The organism is Clostridium coskatii (assembly GCF_001675205.1).
GTDB lineage: Bacteria > Bacillota > Clostridia > Clostridiales > Clostridiaceae > Clostridium_B > Clostridium_B ljungdahlii.
Genome location: NZ_LROR01000062.1, coordinates 16,024 through 32,840 on the forward strand (window position 1 = coordinate 16,024; position 16,817 = coordinate 32,840).

The window sequence follows — 16,817 nt, forward strand, 5'->3', positions numbered from 1 at the left end:
TTTCTCCTTTCTAAAATCATAAACAATATAATAGAAAAAACTCCACAAGGAGTTTTTTATTTAAAGTCACAATATAAATTTCTAAATTTTTTCCACTTCAAAATTTTCATTTATCCAAAGACCTATAACTTCAATATTATTATATAATTTTTTTATTATGCAAACAGACTTTTTTATCTGTTCTATGTGAGTTATTTTATCTACTTTGTTTGCTGCACAGTCATAATGTCCTACTATAAACGCCATAGAAGCTCCATGAGAATTTATTGATATATCCATCTTATACTTTAATGAATTTATAAAATTTTCATCTTCCCCACAAATTACTTTGTCAATTCCTGGTTCTGATATTATATCTACATATTTTACACGAAAATTGTCCCTTATCCAATTTATTGCAGGAAGCTGAGTTCTTCCATCCATACAATTTAGCAATACAGCAAAATCACTGTTCAAAGCAATCCACCCCTTATAGTAAAATTGAAATTTTACTATAAGTTTATATCAGCTTAGATCAAAAATCAATATAACCAACTCAACTTTCGCACATATGAAATTTCAACTTTAGTTAGCCTTTTTATTTGTCTTTACTTTTGATTCATTTCTAGAAGGTTACTTTAAATATGCTAAGTAAATTATTTCATTATATACCAAATATATTTCCTGTAATTATTACATTCTCTTTCAACATTTGAATGTATAAATACTCATTCTCTACATAAAAGCCATAGAGTTCAGTTGCATCAGTAATTTCTCCACATTCACCTATAAATTTCTCAAAAGAATACCTTCCAAATTTCACAGGCAACTTAATAGAACTTTTTTCATTATTTATGGATATTATATCTCCCTCAAAAATTTCTTTATCATTTTTATCTTTTAAGCCTGTACACTCAAGAGATATAAACCTATCTTTTACTTTGTAACTTTCTTCTGGATAGGGATTTTCACTTATATAAAAACACTTTTTTTCTTTATCCCATATTTTAAACTTAAATTTTCTCATACTGAATCACCCCAAATCATACTAAAATATTCCCTATACTAGTGAATATAGGGAATATCTTATATAACTAAATTAGTATTCAAATTCTTTAACATTTGAACACAATGATATTTTAAGTTTTTTATCTTTTATTACTTTTTTATAGGAACACAAAAATTCATTTAACTCGGGATCTTGCAAGTCTATATCTTTTTCACTTTTTAAAGTAAGTTTTTCTTCACTTATAAGTATACTAAGGCTATTCAAGGAATTATTTATACTATAAGTGGTTACTAAGGCACTGCCTATACCTTGCTTATATTTCTCCTGAAATGATACTGTCTTTCTCAAAGATTCATAGTCAACATTTTTATTTACAGAAGGCATATCAATTCCCATGTCTTTCATCTGCTTTTCTACATCTTCCATATTAAAGCCGTATCTTTCCATAAGTTTTTTTTGAATGTTAAACAGCTTTTCTTGTGATATATTATTTTTTTCCATATATTCTTGAATGTCTTTATAAAAATCTCCCATTGATAATTTTCCCTGAGACATATCATAGGAAAGTCCATATACATAATCTTCAAATTTCTCTACATCTTTTTCCCTAGCTCTATTTTTAATTTCATCGAAGTTTACAATTCTATCATCCATAACAAGTTCTCCCCTTAAAAATACATTTTTAATATCTATTAACTAACCCTAATATAACTATTCTATCAAAACATATACTATTATACTATACAATTGAATAACTTTTTTCAATGGAAATTCATTAAAATTATTATAATTTTCTATGAATTATTCTCCTAAGTTGCATTTTATTAAATTATAAATAGTATATATTATTACTCTGATATTTTGTTATATTTACTATATTTTATATAAATTGTTTATTATATTTTAGGAGATGATTTAAATGGAATCAACTATAATTTTAGTCATAATTTTGGCAGCTGCCGTTCTTGGAAAAGCAAATTCCGTAGCTTTAGCTGCCTGTATACTTCTATTTCTAAAGCTTCTTAATATAGACAAATATGTATTTCCAACTTTACAGGAAAACGGGATATTTTGGGGAGTAGTAATACTAGTAGCTTCAATTTTAATTCCAATTGCAAATGGAAGTGTAAAGTATATAAGTATTAGAAATGTATTTACCTCATGGCTTGGGATATTTGCCCTTCTCATATCCCTTTTTACAACTTATTTAAGTGGTCTTGGCATGCAGTATTTAACTGTACAAGGTCATACTGAAGTAATGCCAGCATTAATTTTGGGAGCAGTAATTGCCGCTGCTTTTTTAGGCGGTGTTCCCGTAGGTCCCATGATAACATCTGGAATGATTGCTTTGGGATTGAAGTTTTTTCACAAAATAGGACTTTAAAAATATATTAAGGCAGTTGCTGCATAAAAAACTTTTTCAAGTAACAACTGCCTCAAGTTAAATTAGAATTATTTAAAATCTTCAATTCTTATAATATTGTCTATTTGCATTACAGATTTCAAATTAATAATTTCTTCAATAGCAGAATTAATCTCTTCTTCTTCTATCTTATGAGTAATTAATACTATAGTTACTTTATCTTTTGACTCTTCCCTGCCTTTTTGCATTACTGAGCGAAGACTTACATTATGTTTTCCTAAAATTGTGGTTATTTCTCCAAGTACTCCTGACTGATCCATTACAGAAAGCCTAATATAAAATTTACTTGCACAATCTTTTATATCTTTTATTTTTCTATGCCATAGATTATTTTTCACTACAGAATTGAAATTTTCTATATCCACATTGCTTCTCAATATAGCAATAATATCACTTACTACAGCACTACCTGTTGGTAAACTTCCCGCACCTCTTCCATAAAACATTAGATCTCCCACTGCATTACCCTTTATAAATATTGCATTAAAAGAATCATATACGTTAGCAAGCGGGTGTGATTCTGGAATCATGGTTGGATGTACTTTTAGTTCAAGCTTACCTTCATTTTCTTTTGCAATAGCAAGGAGCTTTATTACCATGTTAAATTTTTTAGCATATCTTATATCTATAGATTTAATTTTTGTAATACCCTCTCTATACACATTATCTACATTAATTTTTGTTCCAAAGGCTAGTGATGAAAGTATTGCTAATTTATATTGGGCATCAAACCCCTCAATATCCGACGTAGGGTCAGCTTCAGCATAGCCCATATCCTGTGCCTGTTTTAAAGCCACATCAAAATCCAATTTTTCCAGCTGCATTTTAGTTAAAATATAGTTCGTAGTTCCGTTTACTATACCATATAGTTCTTCAATTTTATTGGCAGTTAAACTTTCATCTATTCCATTTATTATTGGAATTCCTCCAGCCACACTTGCCTCATAGTTGAACATTACTCCTTTGCTGTCCGCTTTTTCAAAAAGTTCGTCTCCACCAGTTGCAAGCAGCATTTTATTTGCAGTTACTATCTGCTTTTTTCTATCCATACATTTGAGCATATATTCTCTTGCAGGGTTTATACCACCCATAACTTCAACTACAATTTTAATAGAGTCGTCTTCCAATATGTCATTAAAATCCGTAGTTACAATTTCATCTGGAACTTCCACATCTCTCTGTTTGTTTCTATCTCTTACAAGAATTTTTGCTACCTCTACTTCATATCCTGATCTTTTCATTATTTCTTTTTTATTAGAATTCAATATTGTCCAAACTCCTGCGCCAACATTTCCAAGACCCATCAATGCTATTCTAACTTTTTTCATTCCGATTCTCCCTTCTAATGTGTATTTTTTACTTTTCAGCATACAATTCATTCTAAGTCTAAAGTATAATGAGAATATTTTAGCACATATCATTCTTTTTTAAAATAGTGCCTGTCACCTTAGTGGAACATTTCTGTTCCATGTCGGTGACAGGCACCTTTTTAATTTGCCAGAGTTATGTTCATAATAATGTTGTTTTTCGTAGAGCTTACATCCAATGAAGATGTTCCAAGCAATTTCCCACTATTATCATATAAATAGACTTGTAATGTATTTTTTGATACAACTGTAATAGTAGTACTATTAATAGCAAAATAATTGTTATTTTCCTCTATTTTGTATTTTGTAACATTTGGTAAATTTGTAGATACCGTTATTTTCCTCAATGGAACCGATGGAGAAGCTTCCACATTTGCTGAAGCAGTATAACTATTATTGTTACTACTGTTACCACCACTATTACTACTGTTGCCTCCACTATTGCTACTATTGTTACCACCATTATTACTACTGTTACTACCGCTATTGCTACTATTGTTAGAAGCTATACTAAAATTTAGTACAGCAGGTTGTGATAAGTGCCTTCCTTTTTTAGATTTAATGTTTTTGTCTATAGTTAACTTATAATTATGTGATAATTTATATCCTCCAGAAGGTGGATTAATCTTTGCTGAATTTTCATCATTACCTGCTGAAACACTTACATTAACAGTACTACCGTTTGTAATATCTTGAAGCTTTATATTACTATTTAAAGAATTAATATCTACTGGTTCTCCAAATTTCACTGTCCATACTTTGTTTGCATCACTTATAGTTTTAGTTCCCATATCTTTAAAATCTGCTGCTGAAACACTTAAGGAACCATAGGAAATACAGCAAATCATTACAAATGATAAAATTAAGGCAGCTCTTTTAATAACTTTTTTCAATTTCTCTTCCTCCTTTTAAGCATCGAATAAACTCAAAAACTCTATATAACCATTCATCTTGATGAAAAAAGCAGTCCTATTACTAGAACTGCTTTTTGTATTTTTTAACTAGTACTTGACATCTTAATTAATATTATTAGTTTGTTCCTGTAACAGATGTTATATCTGTAAATCCTAATTCATCACCAATTGATCCACTCCCAATTGATGTTCCAGTAAGATCTATTTTAGCTGAAGAACCTGTTGCTACTGTAGTAAGAGTTAACTTTCCGTTTCCATCATCACCAACTTTAATAACACCGCTTCCGATAGATGTATCTATATCTTTTTGTAATGCAGTTTTTAAATCATTTAATAGTATTAAAGTGCCACTACTACCATCTAATTTTGAAGTATTAGTTAATGCAATAACTTTATTATTTATTTCTAAATTTTTTCCAGTTACTGCTGAATACTTATCATTTAATTTAAGTGCGTTATCTGCAGTCTTAATTGCTGGTGCTGCTGCCAATTGAACTGGTATATTTGCTATGTTACCAGGCATTGCAGTTCCTGTAGCTTTACTCCTTACATCTACAGAACCTGACTGTGTAACTGGAATAATACTACCTGAAGTAAAGTCACTCCATTTTGTTCCTTTTGTGCTGCCAACATTTACCCTATATTCAAGTCCTGTAGAAAGACTAGTTAATTTAACTCCTCCTGTTACTTGAGTTGAAGTTACATTAGGTGCTGCTGCTTGAGTTACCGATATCTTTTCAACATTAGAAGCTTTAGTTTGACCACTCGCCTTAGTTCTAACTTGTACTCCATTAGTTGTATTTATTGTGTTGACATCTTCTGATTTGAAAGCTCCGTTATTGTCTACACTATTCCAATTTAATCCGCCATCTATACTATACTCATAACTTGGAGGATTAGAAATAGCTGTCCCATCTGAATTTTTTAATTCACCTATTAAATTATGATTTGCATCATAGCTAAATTCAAATTTTGCAGATGGTGCTGCAGGTGAAGGAGCCAAAGAAATAACCTGTGGTTCTGAAGCTGGTGTGCTTCCATTTGCTCTATACCTTACTTCCACATTAGTAGTAGTAGCCTTGCTTAATAAATTCAAATCATTTGTTGAAGTAATTAACTGAATTCCTTGTGATGTAACAGGCGTCCATGATTGTCCATTATTTACGCTGTACTCTTCACTAGTATCTACTCCTGTAAATTGTGCAGTACCATCATTATTAAATGTAAATCCTATATTTGTTGGTGCTGCTGGTGCTGGTTGAGTTGGATTACTCTCTGCATCATCAATTTTAAAGCTAATAGTTTTTTCTGTCGTAGCACCATTTATGTTATTTGTTGTATCTAGTGTCAACACGTAATTTCCATTTACTGTTAATGATCCACCCTTATGACTTGTTGGATCTACTATATAATCAGTTTTATATCCGTCTCTCATTATTGTAGCTTTTGTAGTATTAGCTAGTGTATCTGTTATTGTAATTCCATTGATAACTGTATCATAAATTCCACCATCTGATACTCCTACAACTGACGGTGATGTAGGTTTATCTTGCGTATCCACCCTAAATACTTTTGTAGAAACATTTGTTGCTCCATTTTCTGTGCTTGTAGATGTAACTGTTAACTTATAATATCCATCCTGACTTATAACAGTTCTTTGAAAAGCTACCTTAGCTGCTAATTTCCAAGCTGAATCGTCAGCAGGAGCAGTATTTAATCTCTGTATTACTGCTGTATCAATAGTTCCTGCTAAATCCGTCCAATTTGGCGTTGCCTGATAAAGAGTTGGTATATCAGCTGGCGTAACAGCACTTATACCCTTAGTATGATCAATAGGATCATTCCACTTCTCTGTTCCTGCTGTTTCAGCAAATCTTATATCTACTGTTGCAGGTACTGCTGAATTTACTGTAAATTTAACAGTAGTAACATTTGTTGCACTAGATGGATTCATACCTGATACAGTCTTCGTTCCTACAACCGTAAGTGCATAACTTCCATCACCATTTTTGTCTATTATACTTTCCAACTCACTGCCATCTTTTATAGCATTATAAGTTTTTCCTGTTGTATCAATAACTCCATCATTCATGGAATATGTTTTTGAATCAGTTCCTGAAATAGGATTTCCATCCTTAGTTAATACTGCACAATATTTTGTACTATTATCTGCATCAATAATGCTATCATCATTCCAAGTTACAGTTGGGAATAATGATTTACCCGTAGATTTATCTTGCTTAGTAGTATATGTTCCTCCATCTGTTATTCCATTTATAACAGGTTTCTGGAATAATCCATAAGATACAGGTTTACTTTCAAGTACTGGACCACTACCCAATTCTTTAACTGATACCTGCAGTGATCTAGTCATAGAAATTGACGTAGATCCTGATTGACATGGATACCAAGTTGGATTTGAGTTAGTTTTTAAATCATCATAGGTAAATACCATTCCTGTATCAGTTCCACTTATTCTTCCAAGACTTAGATTAATGTCTACATAATTAGGTACTGTCGCTCTTTTTATTTCAATTGGTGATGAAGGAGCACTGTCTACATTACCTGCAGCAACTACTCTAAGCATTTGCTTTCCATCTTTATTACCATCTATCTTAGATATCATAGTAGGAACCTTTAGAACTCCATTACCATCTGCTTGTGCAGAAATATCATAACTTGTAGGAAGAACTGGTACTGTTCCATCTGCGTTTTCATCTTGTATATAAACCTTATACAACTTATTAGACTGTAACCCGGTTATATTTTGATTAGCCGCATCTACTGTAAATCCAGCTGGTGCCTCTGCCTGATACTGAACTCCTACTTTGTTACCTTCTTGTCTACCTGTTTTAGTTAAACTAATATATACACTTCCACCATCAGTAGAAAGATTTAAGCCTGTCATATTTACTTTTCCACTTGCATCTACAACAGCTGATTTTAATGGTTTTGTATCAGTGCTACTATTATAAACATTTACCACATCACCAGTAGTCAATCCAGTAATACTTATAGTGTCTTTACTTCCTACATTGTTTACAATTGTTACATTATTAGCATTAATAGTTCCAGAATCTAATGCTACATTCATGGTAACAGATGTTCCATATCCAAGTATTGTACCCTTAAATGTATATATACCTTTTGATGCCTTTGGTATAGTTTTATCCCATGAAACTACTAATGTCTGTTCACTTCCGTCACTCATTATGCAAGAAACAGTTTCTGGAAAATTAAATTTTGTTATATCGTCTGTAGTATATGTTTGCATAGGTTTAACACTTACTACCCTGCTATTTAATCTAGGTTTTGTTATTGAAACACCCCTTTGAGTGCCATCTCCATCTTTAGGTGCAACTGAGATTTTCCCTGATTTCATATAATATAGACTATCATTTATTATATTTATATAATCTGCTGAATCATTTACAACTCTATATCCATTTCCTGTGTTATCTAACTTATATATTTTATTGCCATCTACATAACTTATGTAATAAATATTATTATCATCGGTAGCACATATAATTGTAGGTTTGTCTGTTAATGCTTTATAGGAACTGGCTTTTGCAGATGTTTGTACATTTGTAGTTACACTCATAGGTACTGGAATTTGTCCTTGTGCATTTGTAGATCTATATAACACTCCATCATAGCCCGTATAGAAAACCAGATAATCATTACAAGCATTAATAAATTTTGTATTTATAGTACTTATCTTTGCTTTTCTACTATTTCTTAAATCATAGCTATATAACGTATTTGAATCTCCTGCATTAACATAGAACAAAAAGTTTCCTGTAACACTTAAATATTTGGCTTGGTCACTTAAAACCATTTTTTTACCTGTAGAATCCTGTACATATATTCTATCATTGTCACTATGATTTATATAATATATGGAATCTCCTACTACACTTACACAAGATGCCATATCATCAGAAATCTTTTGTCTTTGAGTTCCATCTATTTTAACCTTATATATCTTTCCACCATCGTTATAATTGCTATAGTATACCCAATCTCCTACTACATTAATATATTTTGCACTGTCATTACTAATGAGCATATCATCTGTACCTGTTGCACTTCTTTTGTAAAGTTTACCACTATCTCCTGTGTTACTGTAGTAAATCCATTTTCCACTTTTATCAATTGTAACAAATCCATTATTAACTATATTATAAGCTTTATTTCCCTGAGTAGAACTATCTACATCTGTTGAGTTTCCAGTTAACGTCAAATTAACTGTTAAGTTCTTATCTCCTGATGAAGCCCCATTTGTAACTATATTCAAATATCCATTTGCTAATTCTGTAGCACCATCACTAGCATATAAATGTACCATATTACCAGCTCCATTAGAAAGTTGTCCCATATAAGTAGCTACATCTGTTAAAGGAGTCATTGGACTGCTTCCTACCTGGAAATAAGCTGCTCCACTTACACCTGATAATTGACTAAGCTGACAAGTAAATAAATTTAATCCTTCTGATAGTAGCTGTTTATAAGTAATATGAGCTATTACATACCCACCAGTAATCGTATTAGGATCTAAAAAATTATTATTTGCATCAGTAACAATTTTTTCCGTAGTTCCATTTCCAGGATAATATGTTAAAGTGTTACCAACTTTAGATACTATCTGACTATCATCTACAGTTGCTTCTGTAAATATATCCTTTGCTACACCTGTAGAATCTACATAGTATAATTTACCTAAATTGTTTGCTAGCTGATCATTTACCTTAGCAGTATTAGTACCACTAGCATCATTTGTAAAATAAGTTATATCATAAACATTATTTCCTACTACTATGGAATTAGGTGGCAACTTAGCGTAAACACTAGTACCTATTCCAAGTACAATTGCTGCTGTCATTACCAATAGCCTAGTTTTCTTCATTATTTATTACCTCCATACATTATTGTGTTATAATTATTCACTCGTGAAATTCGCGGGTGCTAATTCACTTAATTTTATAACTTACTAAATATATACAACAAAACATTTATATTCTTATAATCGTAACAATTTGTAATTTTTTTACCTTTTTATATAAAATCTAGCAACAATTTTTACATCATAAGAAAATATATTATCAATCACTTAGCTAGTTTTCAATTTTTATTGTAACGGTCACAGGTGTACTATAATGCTCTATAGTTGCTGTTACATAGTATGTACTAGCATCACTTATATCAACAACTGGTGGATCCCAAAGAAGAACATGTACATTTTTTGCTTCTCTAATTCCATTTGGCCCATTTATAACTGCATTTATTCTAGTTGATAACTCACTCATATTAAATACACCATTTGGATAGTCACTTTTCTTAATATTTATAGATACAGCTGGAACGTTGCTAGTTTTTCCATCTACATTAAGAGTAATAATTTTAGGAATTATTCCTATAGTTGCTCTAACTTTTTTATTACCACTTATAGTTCCATTCAAAGTAAATTTAGCAACTCTACAATCATCTAAATATTGATTATCTAAAAAAGTAGAATCAATACTAACAGCATCTGTCCATGTAACTGGTACTTGTTTTCCAGTAGTAGGGTCTTTTACTGTAGTTGGATATTTTTCATCTTGCATTATAGGCTCCAATTCTCCTAAGTCCATTACATTTGGATCACTAGGGTTAGTAGGATAATTTGGATCATTAGGGTCTGTCCCACCTTCTCCTGTAACTATAAGCATAAGACCTACTTTTTTACTATATCCACTTACTGTTCCCTCATAAGTATACACTCCAGTAGAATATTTAATTTCATTTGCCCAAGTTACAGATAAACTTTGTGTTGAACCGTCAGTCATTATAGCTGATACTGTAGTTGGAAATACATAACTAGATTTAGTAGTTACAGTTGCCTTTATGTTATTTATAGTTTTTATAGTCTTACCTGTTCCATTATCAATTGTCGTTAAAGTAAGCTTAACCTTTTTACTGTATTTATCTACTGTTCCATAAAAGACGTAGACTCCTGGTTTATTCCCAGACTGTGTACCATAATCCCATAACACAGGTACATCAGTTGTTGTACCATCCGTCATCTGAGCCGAAACAGTAGTTGGAAGTCCAAAGCTTGTCCTACTAACTGCAGTTTGAGTTAAATCCTCAATTTTATATGGAAGAGGTTTTACTGTAAGAGTTGCATATACTGTAGTATCTGTTCCTTTTAATTTTCCTGTAAAAGTATAAGTACCTGGATTTGCAGTATTTACTTGACTTAAGTTCCAGTCTATAGCAACTTCCTTTTTGGTGCCATCTGTAGCTGTTATAACCATAGTCGCCCTTGGAGTATATTTCTCACCCTGCCATATAGTATCATTTATAGCATCAGTGCCGCTTACTCCCAAAGTCATATTTTCAACTGAAGTTTCTGAATCATAACTTACAGAACCTGTTCCTCCTAATATTTTTAAACTATTTACTATGTGGGTTTTAAGAAAATTTGATGTAGCCTCATCCATTGGACTATCCACAAATAGTACTGGAGATGATGTTTTTGGAGCTAAAGCTGACGCACTCAATGAATCTGGAAAGTTCTTAGCAGAAGCTATATATAAAGTACCAGTATTTACTTCATTTTGAAAGGCTTGTATTATGCTTACATTTCTAGCATACACATTGCCTCCTGACCCTATTCTTTTAACATTAGATAACCCACTTATAACATTGTCACTTATAGTATTTGCATCACCTACTACATATATTTGAGCCATTTTAGATGTATTACCTAAATATTTTTTAACAGAAGCAGGCATATTTTCTCCATCTGTTAATATTATAGGCATTCCTTTTAAAGCAGCTATTGATGCTATTGTCATTCCATCTCTAAAATCATTTCCATTTACTAATGCAATCTCACTGGTCTTACCAATCTTTGCTGCAACCTGAAGAGCAGTTTCATACCTGTCTTTGCCACCAACTCTAACAACCTTCATTCCTTTAGCCACTAGTGAATCTTCTATACTTTGTGATACTACACCTTTTCCACCCACTATAAATACATTTTTTACATTTAATCTTATAAGTTCTGAAGATGTATAAGGATTTAACACTTCTGTGTTTGTTAAAAGTATAGGGGCATTATACTTTTTAGCAAGAGGTGCAGCTGAAAGAGCATCATGGTAATCATCTCCATTTACTAATACAGCATAATCAGTATTAGTACTCCATCCAGCATCACATACTTTGGCAGATGTCTCATATCTATCCATACCACCATACCTATCTACTGTTGGTGACGCATATACTTTTGTATTACCTAAAATACCTATAATTGCTGCAGAGGCAACTAATAAAACTAATCTCTTACTTCTTAGCGTACCCTTAAATTTAAAGCTATTCATATTAATATATAGGCAACTCCTTTCTTTAGTTTTCATGATGATCCCCATTACTTTTATTTTTTGGTGCCTATCACCTTAATGGTGTAATAAATGTCCCACTCGGTGCCAGGCACCTAATAAGAAATATTACCATTATTAACATTATACCTAATTTAATAGCAATTTTCACCATAAAATTAGCATATAATCTTTCACAAACTCTGGAAAGGAGTTTATCTATTACAAAAACCTTAAATTTATGCAAATACATTTATGGACTTATCTTTATCCTCTTTACTGTCCTCACCAGCATTTTTATCATATTCCTTTAAATTCTTGCCTTTAAGTACATTTTGTTTGTCATCGGTTTTTGTGTTTTCCTGAACATGAACACCTACGTCTTTTATCTTTTCTACTTCATTTTTTATATCTTTATTCATCTCTCCATTTAGCTTTCCCATTTTAGATTCTAAACCAACTGCACGTCCTTTATTTTCGCTAGCTTTAGATCTGTTAATTTCAGCACCTTTATAATTTCCTAATGCCTCATCCATATCTGCATCTGAATTTAGTTCATTAGCTCTACCAATTAAACCACTTCTCACAGAATTAACAGTTTTAATTTGTTTATATATTTTTGATGCATCAAGCAGCAAATCCTCTCCAGAATATTTACTATTACTTTGAGTGTTAATGCTGTTAGATTTAGTATTTGTGCTGCTTTTGCCATCAGAGTTATCATTTTTGCTGTCAACGCTATCCACTTGCTTTTGTTGAATTTCAGCCTCAATTTCCTGTATCTGCTCTTGAATAGGTTTTATTAACTGCTGTTTAGTGTTAGCATCTCCACTTCCATTTTTTATATTGTCTATTTGCTTTTGAAGCGCATCTTTTTGATTCTCAAGTGATTTTATTTCCTGCTCTGATGTATCATTTTTATTTTGAGTCATTGTCTGTATGCTTCTATTAGATGAAATCCCATTTATCATATATATACTTCCCCTCTATATATTATTTCATAATTATCTATCATATAATTGGTCTCATACAGTATTTTTGGGATAGTTATCCTATATACCCACTATTTATTTTTCGTGTAGTTTATAGATTACTTTAATGCAAAGGTGCCTGGCACTGCATGGGAACAGTAATATCCCACTCATTGCCAGGCACCTTACCTATAATATTTTTTCATCTTCTGTTTTTCTACTTTCTCCATCTAACGCTCTAACCTGTGCTCCCAAATCATTTATCTTATCATTTAAAACTTTTAAATATGTTTTGTCAAGATTATCCTGCTTGGCTTGCTTTGCTATTTCTCTCATTTTCAGCAGCTTTTTGTCCATAATATCAAGCATTTGCTGTCTATACTTTACCCACTGAAGCTCTTCCTCCAGTTCTTGCCTTAATTGCTCTTTTTGATTTGTTACCAACTTTTACACCTCTAGGGTTATGCCATTGCATCCAGATAACTGCCTAAATTAGGATCTACTGCAGAATTGCTCAACATTTCTGTCATATTAACTGCACTTTCTTTCCCTGAATCCATAGCAATTTTGGTAAGTGCTATACCAGCTGATTGCTGTGCACTTGATTGACTCATTGCCACTGATAGCGCTGCTATATCCATATTTATCCCTCCAATAATTTTTTATGCTTATATTATCGTAAATTAAGGAAAAATATTTAGTAATATCTTCTTTTGGTGACAAGCACCTTAAGGGGTCATTTTTGCCCCGCCAAAGTGCCTGTCACTAATTGGATTTGATATCTGAAAGCTGGTATCCAGAAAATTCCTCATTATACCTGAACGTATAAGTATAATGAAAAGTTTTAGTGTCAGGCATAGTGCTATCACTTTGATATATATTATAAACTTCCTCTGTACTTACAGTTCCAGATCTTTTATCATCACTTAAGTTATATGAGATTACATTAAAAGATTTGATATCTTCCTTTATGCCCTTTTCGTAAGTAGTTGCCACATAACTTTTTTGCTCATTATAAAGTTGGCTTCCAGGATACAGATAATTCTCAACATCTTCAAAATCGCCGGTATTTACTGCTTGTGTAAAATAATAGGTATACCAATATATTAAATTACGCATTCTATACTGATCAATTTGCATACTAGTTTGGGATTGAGTAAAATCGAGTTTTATATAATCATCATCCTTTTTTAGAATATAATCGCTGCTTCTCAGTTTTTGTCCATTTACAGATGCAATACCATATACAGCTGAATTAGCAGCCAGCGGTCCAAAATTACTGGCATCCTTTGCTTTAACTCCAGTATCCTTATTATTTAAAAATATTTCTGCATCTGGATAATCACTGCTTATATTGACATAAGAAACATCCTTAAACACTTCTACACTTTCGCTGTCTTCGTTTGAATTCATAAAATCTATATCACGGGATTCATTTAAAGATTCATAACTATTTTTGTAATCTGCATTAAGTTTATATTTCCCGGGAATAAAAGGACCAAGCTGCTTAGAAAAATCCTTTGAATCACTTTTTGCTATTTCAGTACTGTTTAAAGAAAATTGCACATCCTTTATTCCCGTTTTTACTGATATAAATGATGGCTTTATTCCTATCTTATAATCCTTGAAAAACAAATATTTCTTTCCTGCATAAACTATATCAAATTTGCCTTTGGAATTAGAATTTAAATTTCCGTCAGATCTAGCTACTTCATTATTTAATTGACTTACGACTTCATTTAAATAAGAAGGATTGTCCTTAAAATAATTAATTAAAGGTGCTACACTCTTTTCATCTATTTTCAATCTATTATCACTGCAATAAAGAATATCGACTAATTGTCCTTTGTTACTGGATGCAACTGCTTTTTGAAATTTTGAAACCACATTAGAAGGTTTGCTAGCTGTATTACCTATTAGAAAAGATACAAGTATTGTAATACATAAAATACCTATTCCTATAATTACTGACATTTTTTTATTCAAGCCTAACTTTCTTCTAAATGTATCAAATATACTTTCGTCTACTTCTTCATCATTAAAATCTTCTTTTTTAAGATCTTCTTTAAACTGAGATTCACTATTTTGCTTATTTATAAGGTCGGTATTAAAAGTTTGAGTATTTGCTACATCATTCTCTTGTCCCTTTTCTACACCAGATTTATGTCCACATTTTGGGCAAAACACATCATTATCTTCTAATTTATTGCCACATTTAACACAAAATTTCACCTTAACGCCTCCTCATATCCAAGTTTAAAAATGTTATAATTTTTGATTAACATTTTATTAAATTTATATTAACATATGTTAATAGTTTATTCTATATAAAAATGTTCCCATTAGGTGTCAGGCACCTAATGGAAACATTTTTACCCCGGTAATATTACAATCTCCAAACTCGTTGGCATGTTGCAGTTATTTTATTAAAATAGTGTATTCTCTGCTCTATAGTCATGGAGTTCTATGGCAGATCATAAATTCACTATAGCATTACAATATTGAAGGTTTCTACCTTTACCTCCTACTTCAGTACTTATAAGTACTTGTGCACCATCTCTAAAATTTTGATGCAAAACATTTAATTTAATAGTTGCAAAGCTGCATCTCTTGACAATCCAGATAACTGACATCTTAATGCATTATTTGAATCTTCTAATATTTAAAATACTTTTTCCTATCTGAGTTAACTTCTTATTTTTTACAGAATGTACTATATGTTATCGTAATTTTAGGCAAATATTTAACAACAACTTTAAAAATAAATTAAGTACTTATAAGATATTAAGCATACATTTTGAAAACTTCTCTAAATCATATATATGTTTCTCAATTATTTCTTTAACTATATCCAAATTTACAGTTTGATAATCATGAACAGCTATATTTCTAAAGCCAACCATAGATTTTAAATTGTTCATCAGTTTTTCATCTATGATTTTATTTTCAAACAATACTTCAAATGCATCCCTGCTGTTTTGTGGAATACCAAGCTTTTTTTCAGAAACTATATGCATAGCTAAATCTATAGATGCCTCGCAGGCTCTTTGAATATTTAAGATTATAGAATCTTGTTTAGTATAATTCTTTAAATTTTCGGGGCTATTCTCATATTCTTCATTTATTCTTTTTATACATCTTTCAATAACAGATATCTTATTTAATATAACATCATTCATATATATGCCCCCTTTTCTTTACACTTTTAAGTATTACTTCCCTTTCTTCATTTAATGTAGCATAATCCTTAAAAGAGTACATTTCAAAATAAGCCTTTTTCTTGTTATCGTTAAAATATATGCACTCACCTTTGGCTATTACTTGAACCTTAAATACAGTAGAAGCTTTTTTTAAATCAATTAAATCAACATCTCTTTTCAATATATCTGCCAATCTTTGTGCCAACATAAATATTTCATAATCTGTACTATTGATATCACTAATAAAAGCAATATCGATATCACTATCTTCTCTGAAAATTCCGTTTGCACCAGAACCAAATAAATATACTAAATTTGGTTTTATATTCTTCGTAAGAAACTCAATTATTTTATTTATGCTACTTTTATCTATATTCAATAAACTCACGTCCCTCATTAATATATATTTTACCATATTCATTTAATATTAAACATAAAAATAAACACCAACAACTTATAAGCTTGAGGTGACCCCTAAAAGTTAGACTTTATTAGCGAGACAGTTTCGGCTGCCTCGCTAATTTATGCAGCCAAGAGGCTGAGTCTGTATTCAACAGGACTCATCCATCCTAGTTTCTCTTTGATTCTAC

General features: G+C 31.2%; 15 protein-coding genes. 1 reads left to right on the forward strand and 14 read right to left on the reverse strand.

The genetic code is table 11. From position 1 onward, the window contains the following. Nucleotides 1-81: 81 nt before the first annotated feature. From CLCOS_RS15795 to CLCOS_RS15805, 3 genes are all read right to left on the reverse strand, one after another. Nucleotides 82-456: a carbonic anhydrase gene (locus tag CLCOS_RS15795; protein WP_063602432.1), complete on the reverse strand. Its 375-nt coding sequence runs from the start codon at nt 454-456 to the stop codon at nt 82-84. A gap of 187 nt (nt 457-643) precedes the next feature. Next, complete coding sequence (locus CLCOS_RS15800; protein WP_063602433.1) at nt 644-1,006, reverse strand: YopX family protein; 363 nt, start codon at nt 1,004-1,006, stop codon at nt 644-646. 72 nt (nt 1,007-1,078) lie between these two features. Next, entirely contained in the window at nt 1,079-1,642 is a 564-nt protein-coding gene (locus tag CLCOS_RS15805) for a DUF3867 domain-containing protein (protein ID WP_013237676.1), read from the reverse strand. A 265-nt stretch (nt 1,643-1,907) separates the two neighbouring features. On the opposite strand from CLCOS_RS15805, the gene CLCOS_RS15810 reads away from it, so the two are divergent. Further along, entirely contained in the window at nt 1,908-2,372 is a 465-nt protein-coding gene (locus CLCOS_RS15810) for a DUF441 domain-containing protein (protein ID WP_013237675.1), read from the forward strand. A 68-nt stretch (nt 2,373-2,440) separates the two neighbouring features. Here CLCOS_RS15810 and CLCOS_RS15815 read toward each other — a convergent pair whose 3' ends face one another. The 11 genes from CLCOS_RS15815 to mntA form a co-directional block, all read right to left on the reverse strand. Next, entirely contained in the window at nt 2,441-3,739 is a 1,299-nt protein-coding gene (locus tag CLCOS_RS15815; protein WP_063602434.1) for a homoserine dehydrogenase, read from the reverse strand. A gap of 161 nt (nt 3,740-3,900) precedes the next feature. Beyond that, complete coding sequence (locus tag CLCOS_RS15820; protein WP_063602435.1) at nt 3,901-4,671, reverse strand: Ig-like domain-containing protein; 771 nt, start codon at nt 4,669-4,671, stop codon at nt 3,901-3,903. Between the two features lie 136 nt (nt 4,672-4,807). Continuing rightward, complete coding sequence (locus CLCOS_RS15825; protein ID WP_063602436.1) at nt 4,808-9,601, reverse strand: DUF5050 domain-containing protein; 4,794 nt, start codon at nt 9,599-9,601, stop codon at nt 4,808-4,810. Nucleotides 9,602-9,809: 208 nt separating this feature from the next. Continuing rightward, the gene (locus CLCOS_RS15830) at nt 9,810-12,059 is read right to left on the reverse strand and encodes a cell wall-binding repeat-containing protein (protein ID WP_041705323.1); all 2,250 of its coding nucleotides are present in this window, start codon (nt 12,057-12,059) and stop codon (nt 9,810-9,812) included. Between the two features lie 236 nt (nt 12,060-12,295). After that, nucleotides 12,296-13,027, reverse strand: coding sequence for a FlxA-like family protein (locus tag CLCOS_RS15840; protein WP_063602438.1), 732 nt, complete (start codon nt 13,025-13,027; stop codon nt 12,296-12,298). A gap of 189 nt (nt 13,028-13,216) precedes the next feature. After that, entirely contained in the window at nt 13,217-13,471 is a 255-nt protein-coding gene (locus CLCOS_RS15845; protein WP_063602439.1) for a hypothetical protein, read from the reverse strand. Between the two features lie 17 nt (nt 13,472-13,488). Further along, nucleotides 13,489-13,668 (reverse strand): YjfB family protein, encoded by a 180-nt coding sequence (locus tag CLCOS_RS15850; protein WP_063602440.1) that lies wholly within the window; start codon nt 13,666-13,668, stop codon nt 13,489-13,491. Between the two features lie 124 nt (nt 13,669-13,792). Next, nucleotides 13,793-15,259: a zinc ribbon domain-containing protein gene (locus CLCOS_RS15855; protein WP_063602441.1), complete on the reverse strand. Its 1,467-nt coding sequence runs from the start codon at nt 15,257-15,259 to the stop codon at nt 13,793-13,795. A 242-nt stretch (nt 15,260-15,501) separates the two neighbouring features. Then, nucleotides 15,502-15,660 (reverse strand): hypothetical protein, encoded by a 159-nt coding sequence (locus CLCOS_RS22520; RefSeq protein WP_192847947.1) that lies wholly within the window; start codon nt 15,658-15,660, stop codon nt 15,502-15,504. 141 nt (nt 15,661-15,801) lie between these two features. Next, entirely contained in the window at nt 15,802-16,206 is a 405-nt protein-coding gene (gene hepT, locus CLCOS_RS15860) for a type VII toxin-antitoxin system HepT family RNase toxin (RefSeq protein WP_063602442.1), read from the reverse strand. Continuing rightward, nucleotides 16,199-16,606, reverse strand: a complete 408-nt coding sequence (mntA, locus tag CLCOS_RS15865) for a type VII toxin-antitoxin system MntA family adenylyltransferase antitoxin (RefSeq protein WP_063602443.1) — start codon at nt 16,604-16,606, stop codon at nt 16,199-16,201. Before mntA ends, hepT begins: the two co-directional genes overlap by 8 nt. Nucleotides 16,607-16,817: the final 211 nt, after the last annotated feature.

What these genes read in the sequence shown, in the direction of transcription:
- CLCOS_RS15800 (WP_063602433.1), bottom strand. Translation starts at nt 1,006, where the DNA reads ATGAGAAAATTTAAGTTTAAAATATGGGATAAAGAAAAAAAGTGTTTT.
- CLCOS_RS15810 (WP_013237675.1), top strand. Translation starts at nt 1,908, where the DNA reads ATGGAATCAACTATAATTTTAGTCATAATTTTGGCAGCTGCCGTTCTT.
- CLCOS_RS15830 (WP_041705323.1), bottom strand. Translation starts at nt 12,059, where the DNA reads ATGAATAGCTTTAAATTTAAGGGTACGCTAAGAAGTAAGAGATTAGTT.
- CLCOS_RS15850 (WP_063602440.1), bottom strand. Translation starts at nt 13,668, where the DNA reads ATGGATATAGCAGCGCTATCAGTGGCAATGAGTCAATCAAGTGCACAG.
- CLCOS_RS15825 (WP_063602436.1), bottom strand. Translation starts at nt 9,601, where the DNA reads ATGAAGAAAACTAGGCTATTGGTAATGACAGCAGCAATTGTACTTGGA.
- hepT (WP_063602442.1), bottom strand. Translation starts at nt 16,206, where the DNA reads ATGAATGATGTTATATTAAATAAGATATCTGTTATTGAAAGATGTATA.
- CLCOS_RS15815 (WP_063602434.1), bottom strand. Translation starts at nt 3,739, where the DNA reads ATGAAAAAAGTTAGAATAGCATTGATGGGTCTTGGAAATGTTGGCGCA.
- CLCOS_RS15805 (WP_013237676.1), bottom strand. Translation starts at nt 1,642, where the DNA reads ATGGATGATAGAATTGTAAACTTCGATGAAATTAAAAATAGAGCTAGG.
- CLCOS_RS15840 (WP_063602438.1), bottom strand. Translation starts at nt 13,027, where the DNA reads ATGATAAATGGGATTTCATCTAATAGAAGCATACAGACAATGACTCAA.
- CLCOS_RS22520 (WP_192847947.1), bottom strand. Translation starts at nt 15,660, where the DNA reads ATGTCAGTTATCTGGATTGTCAAGAGATGCAGCTTTGCAACTATTAAA.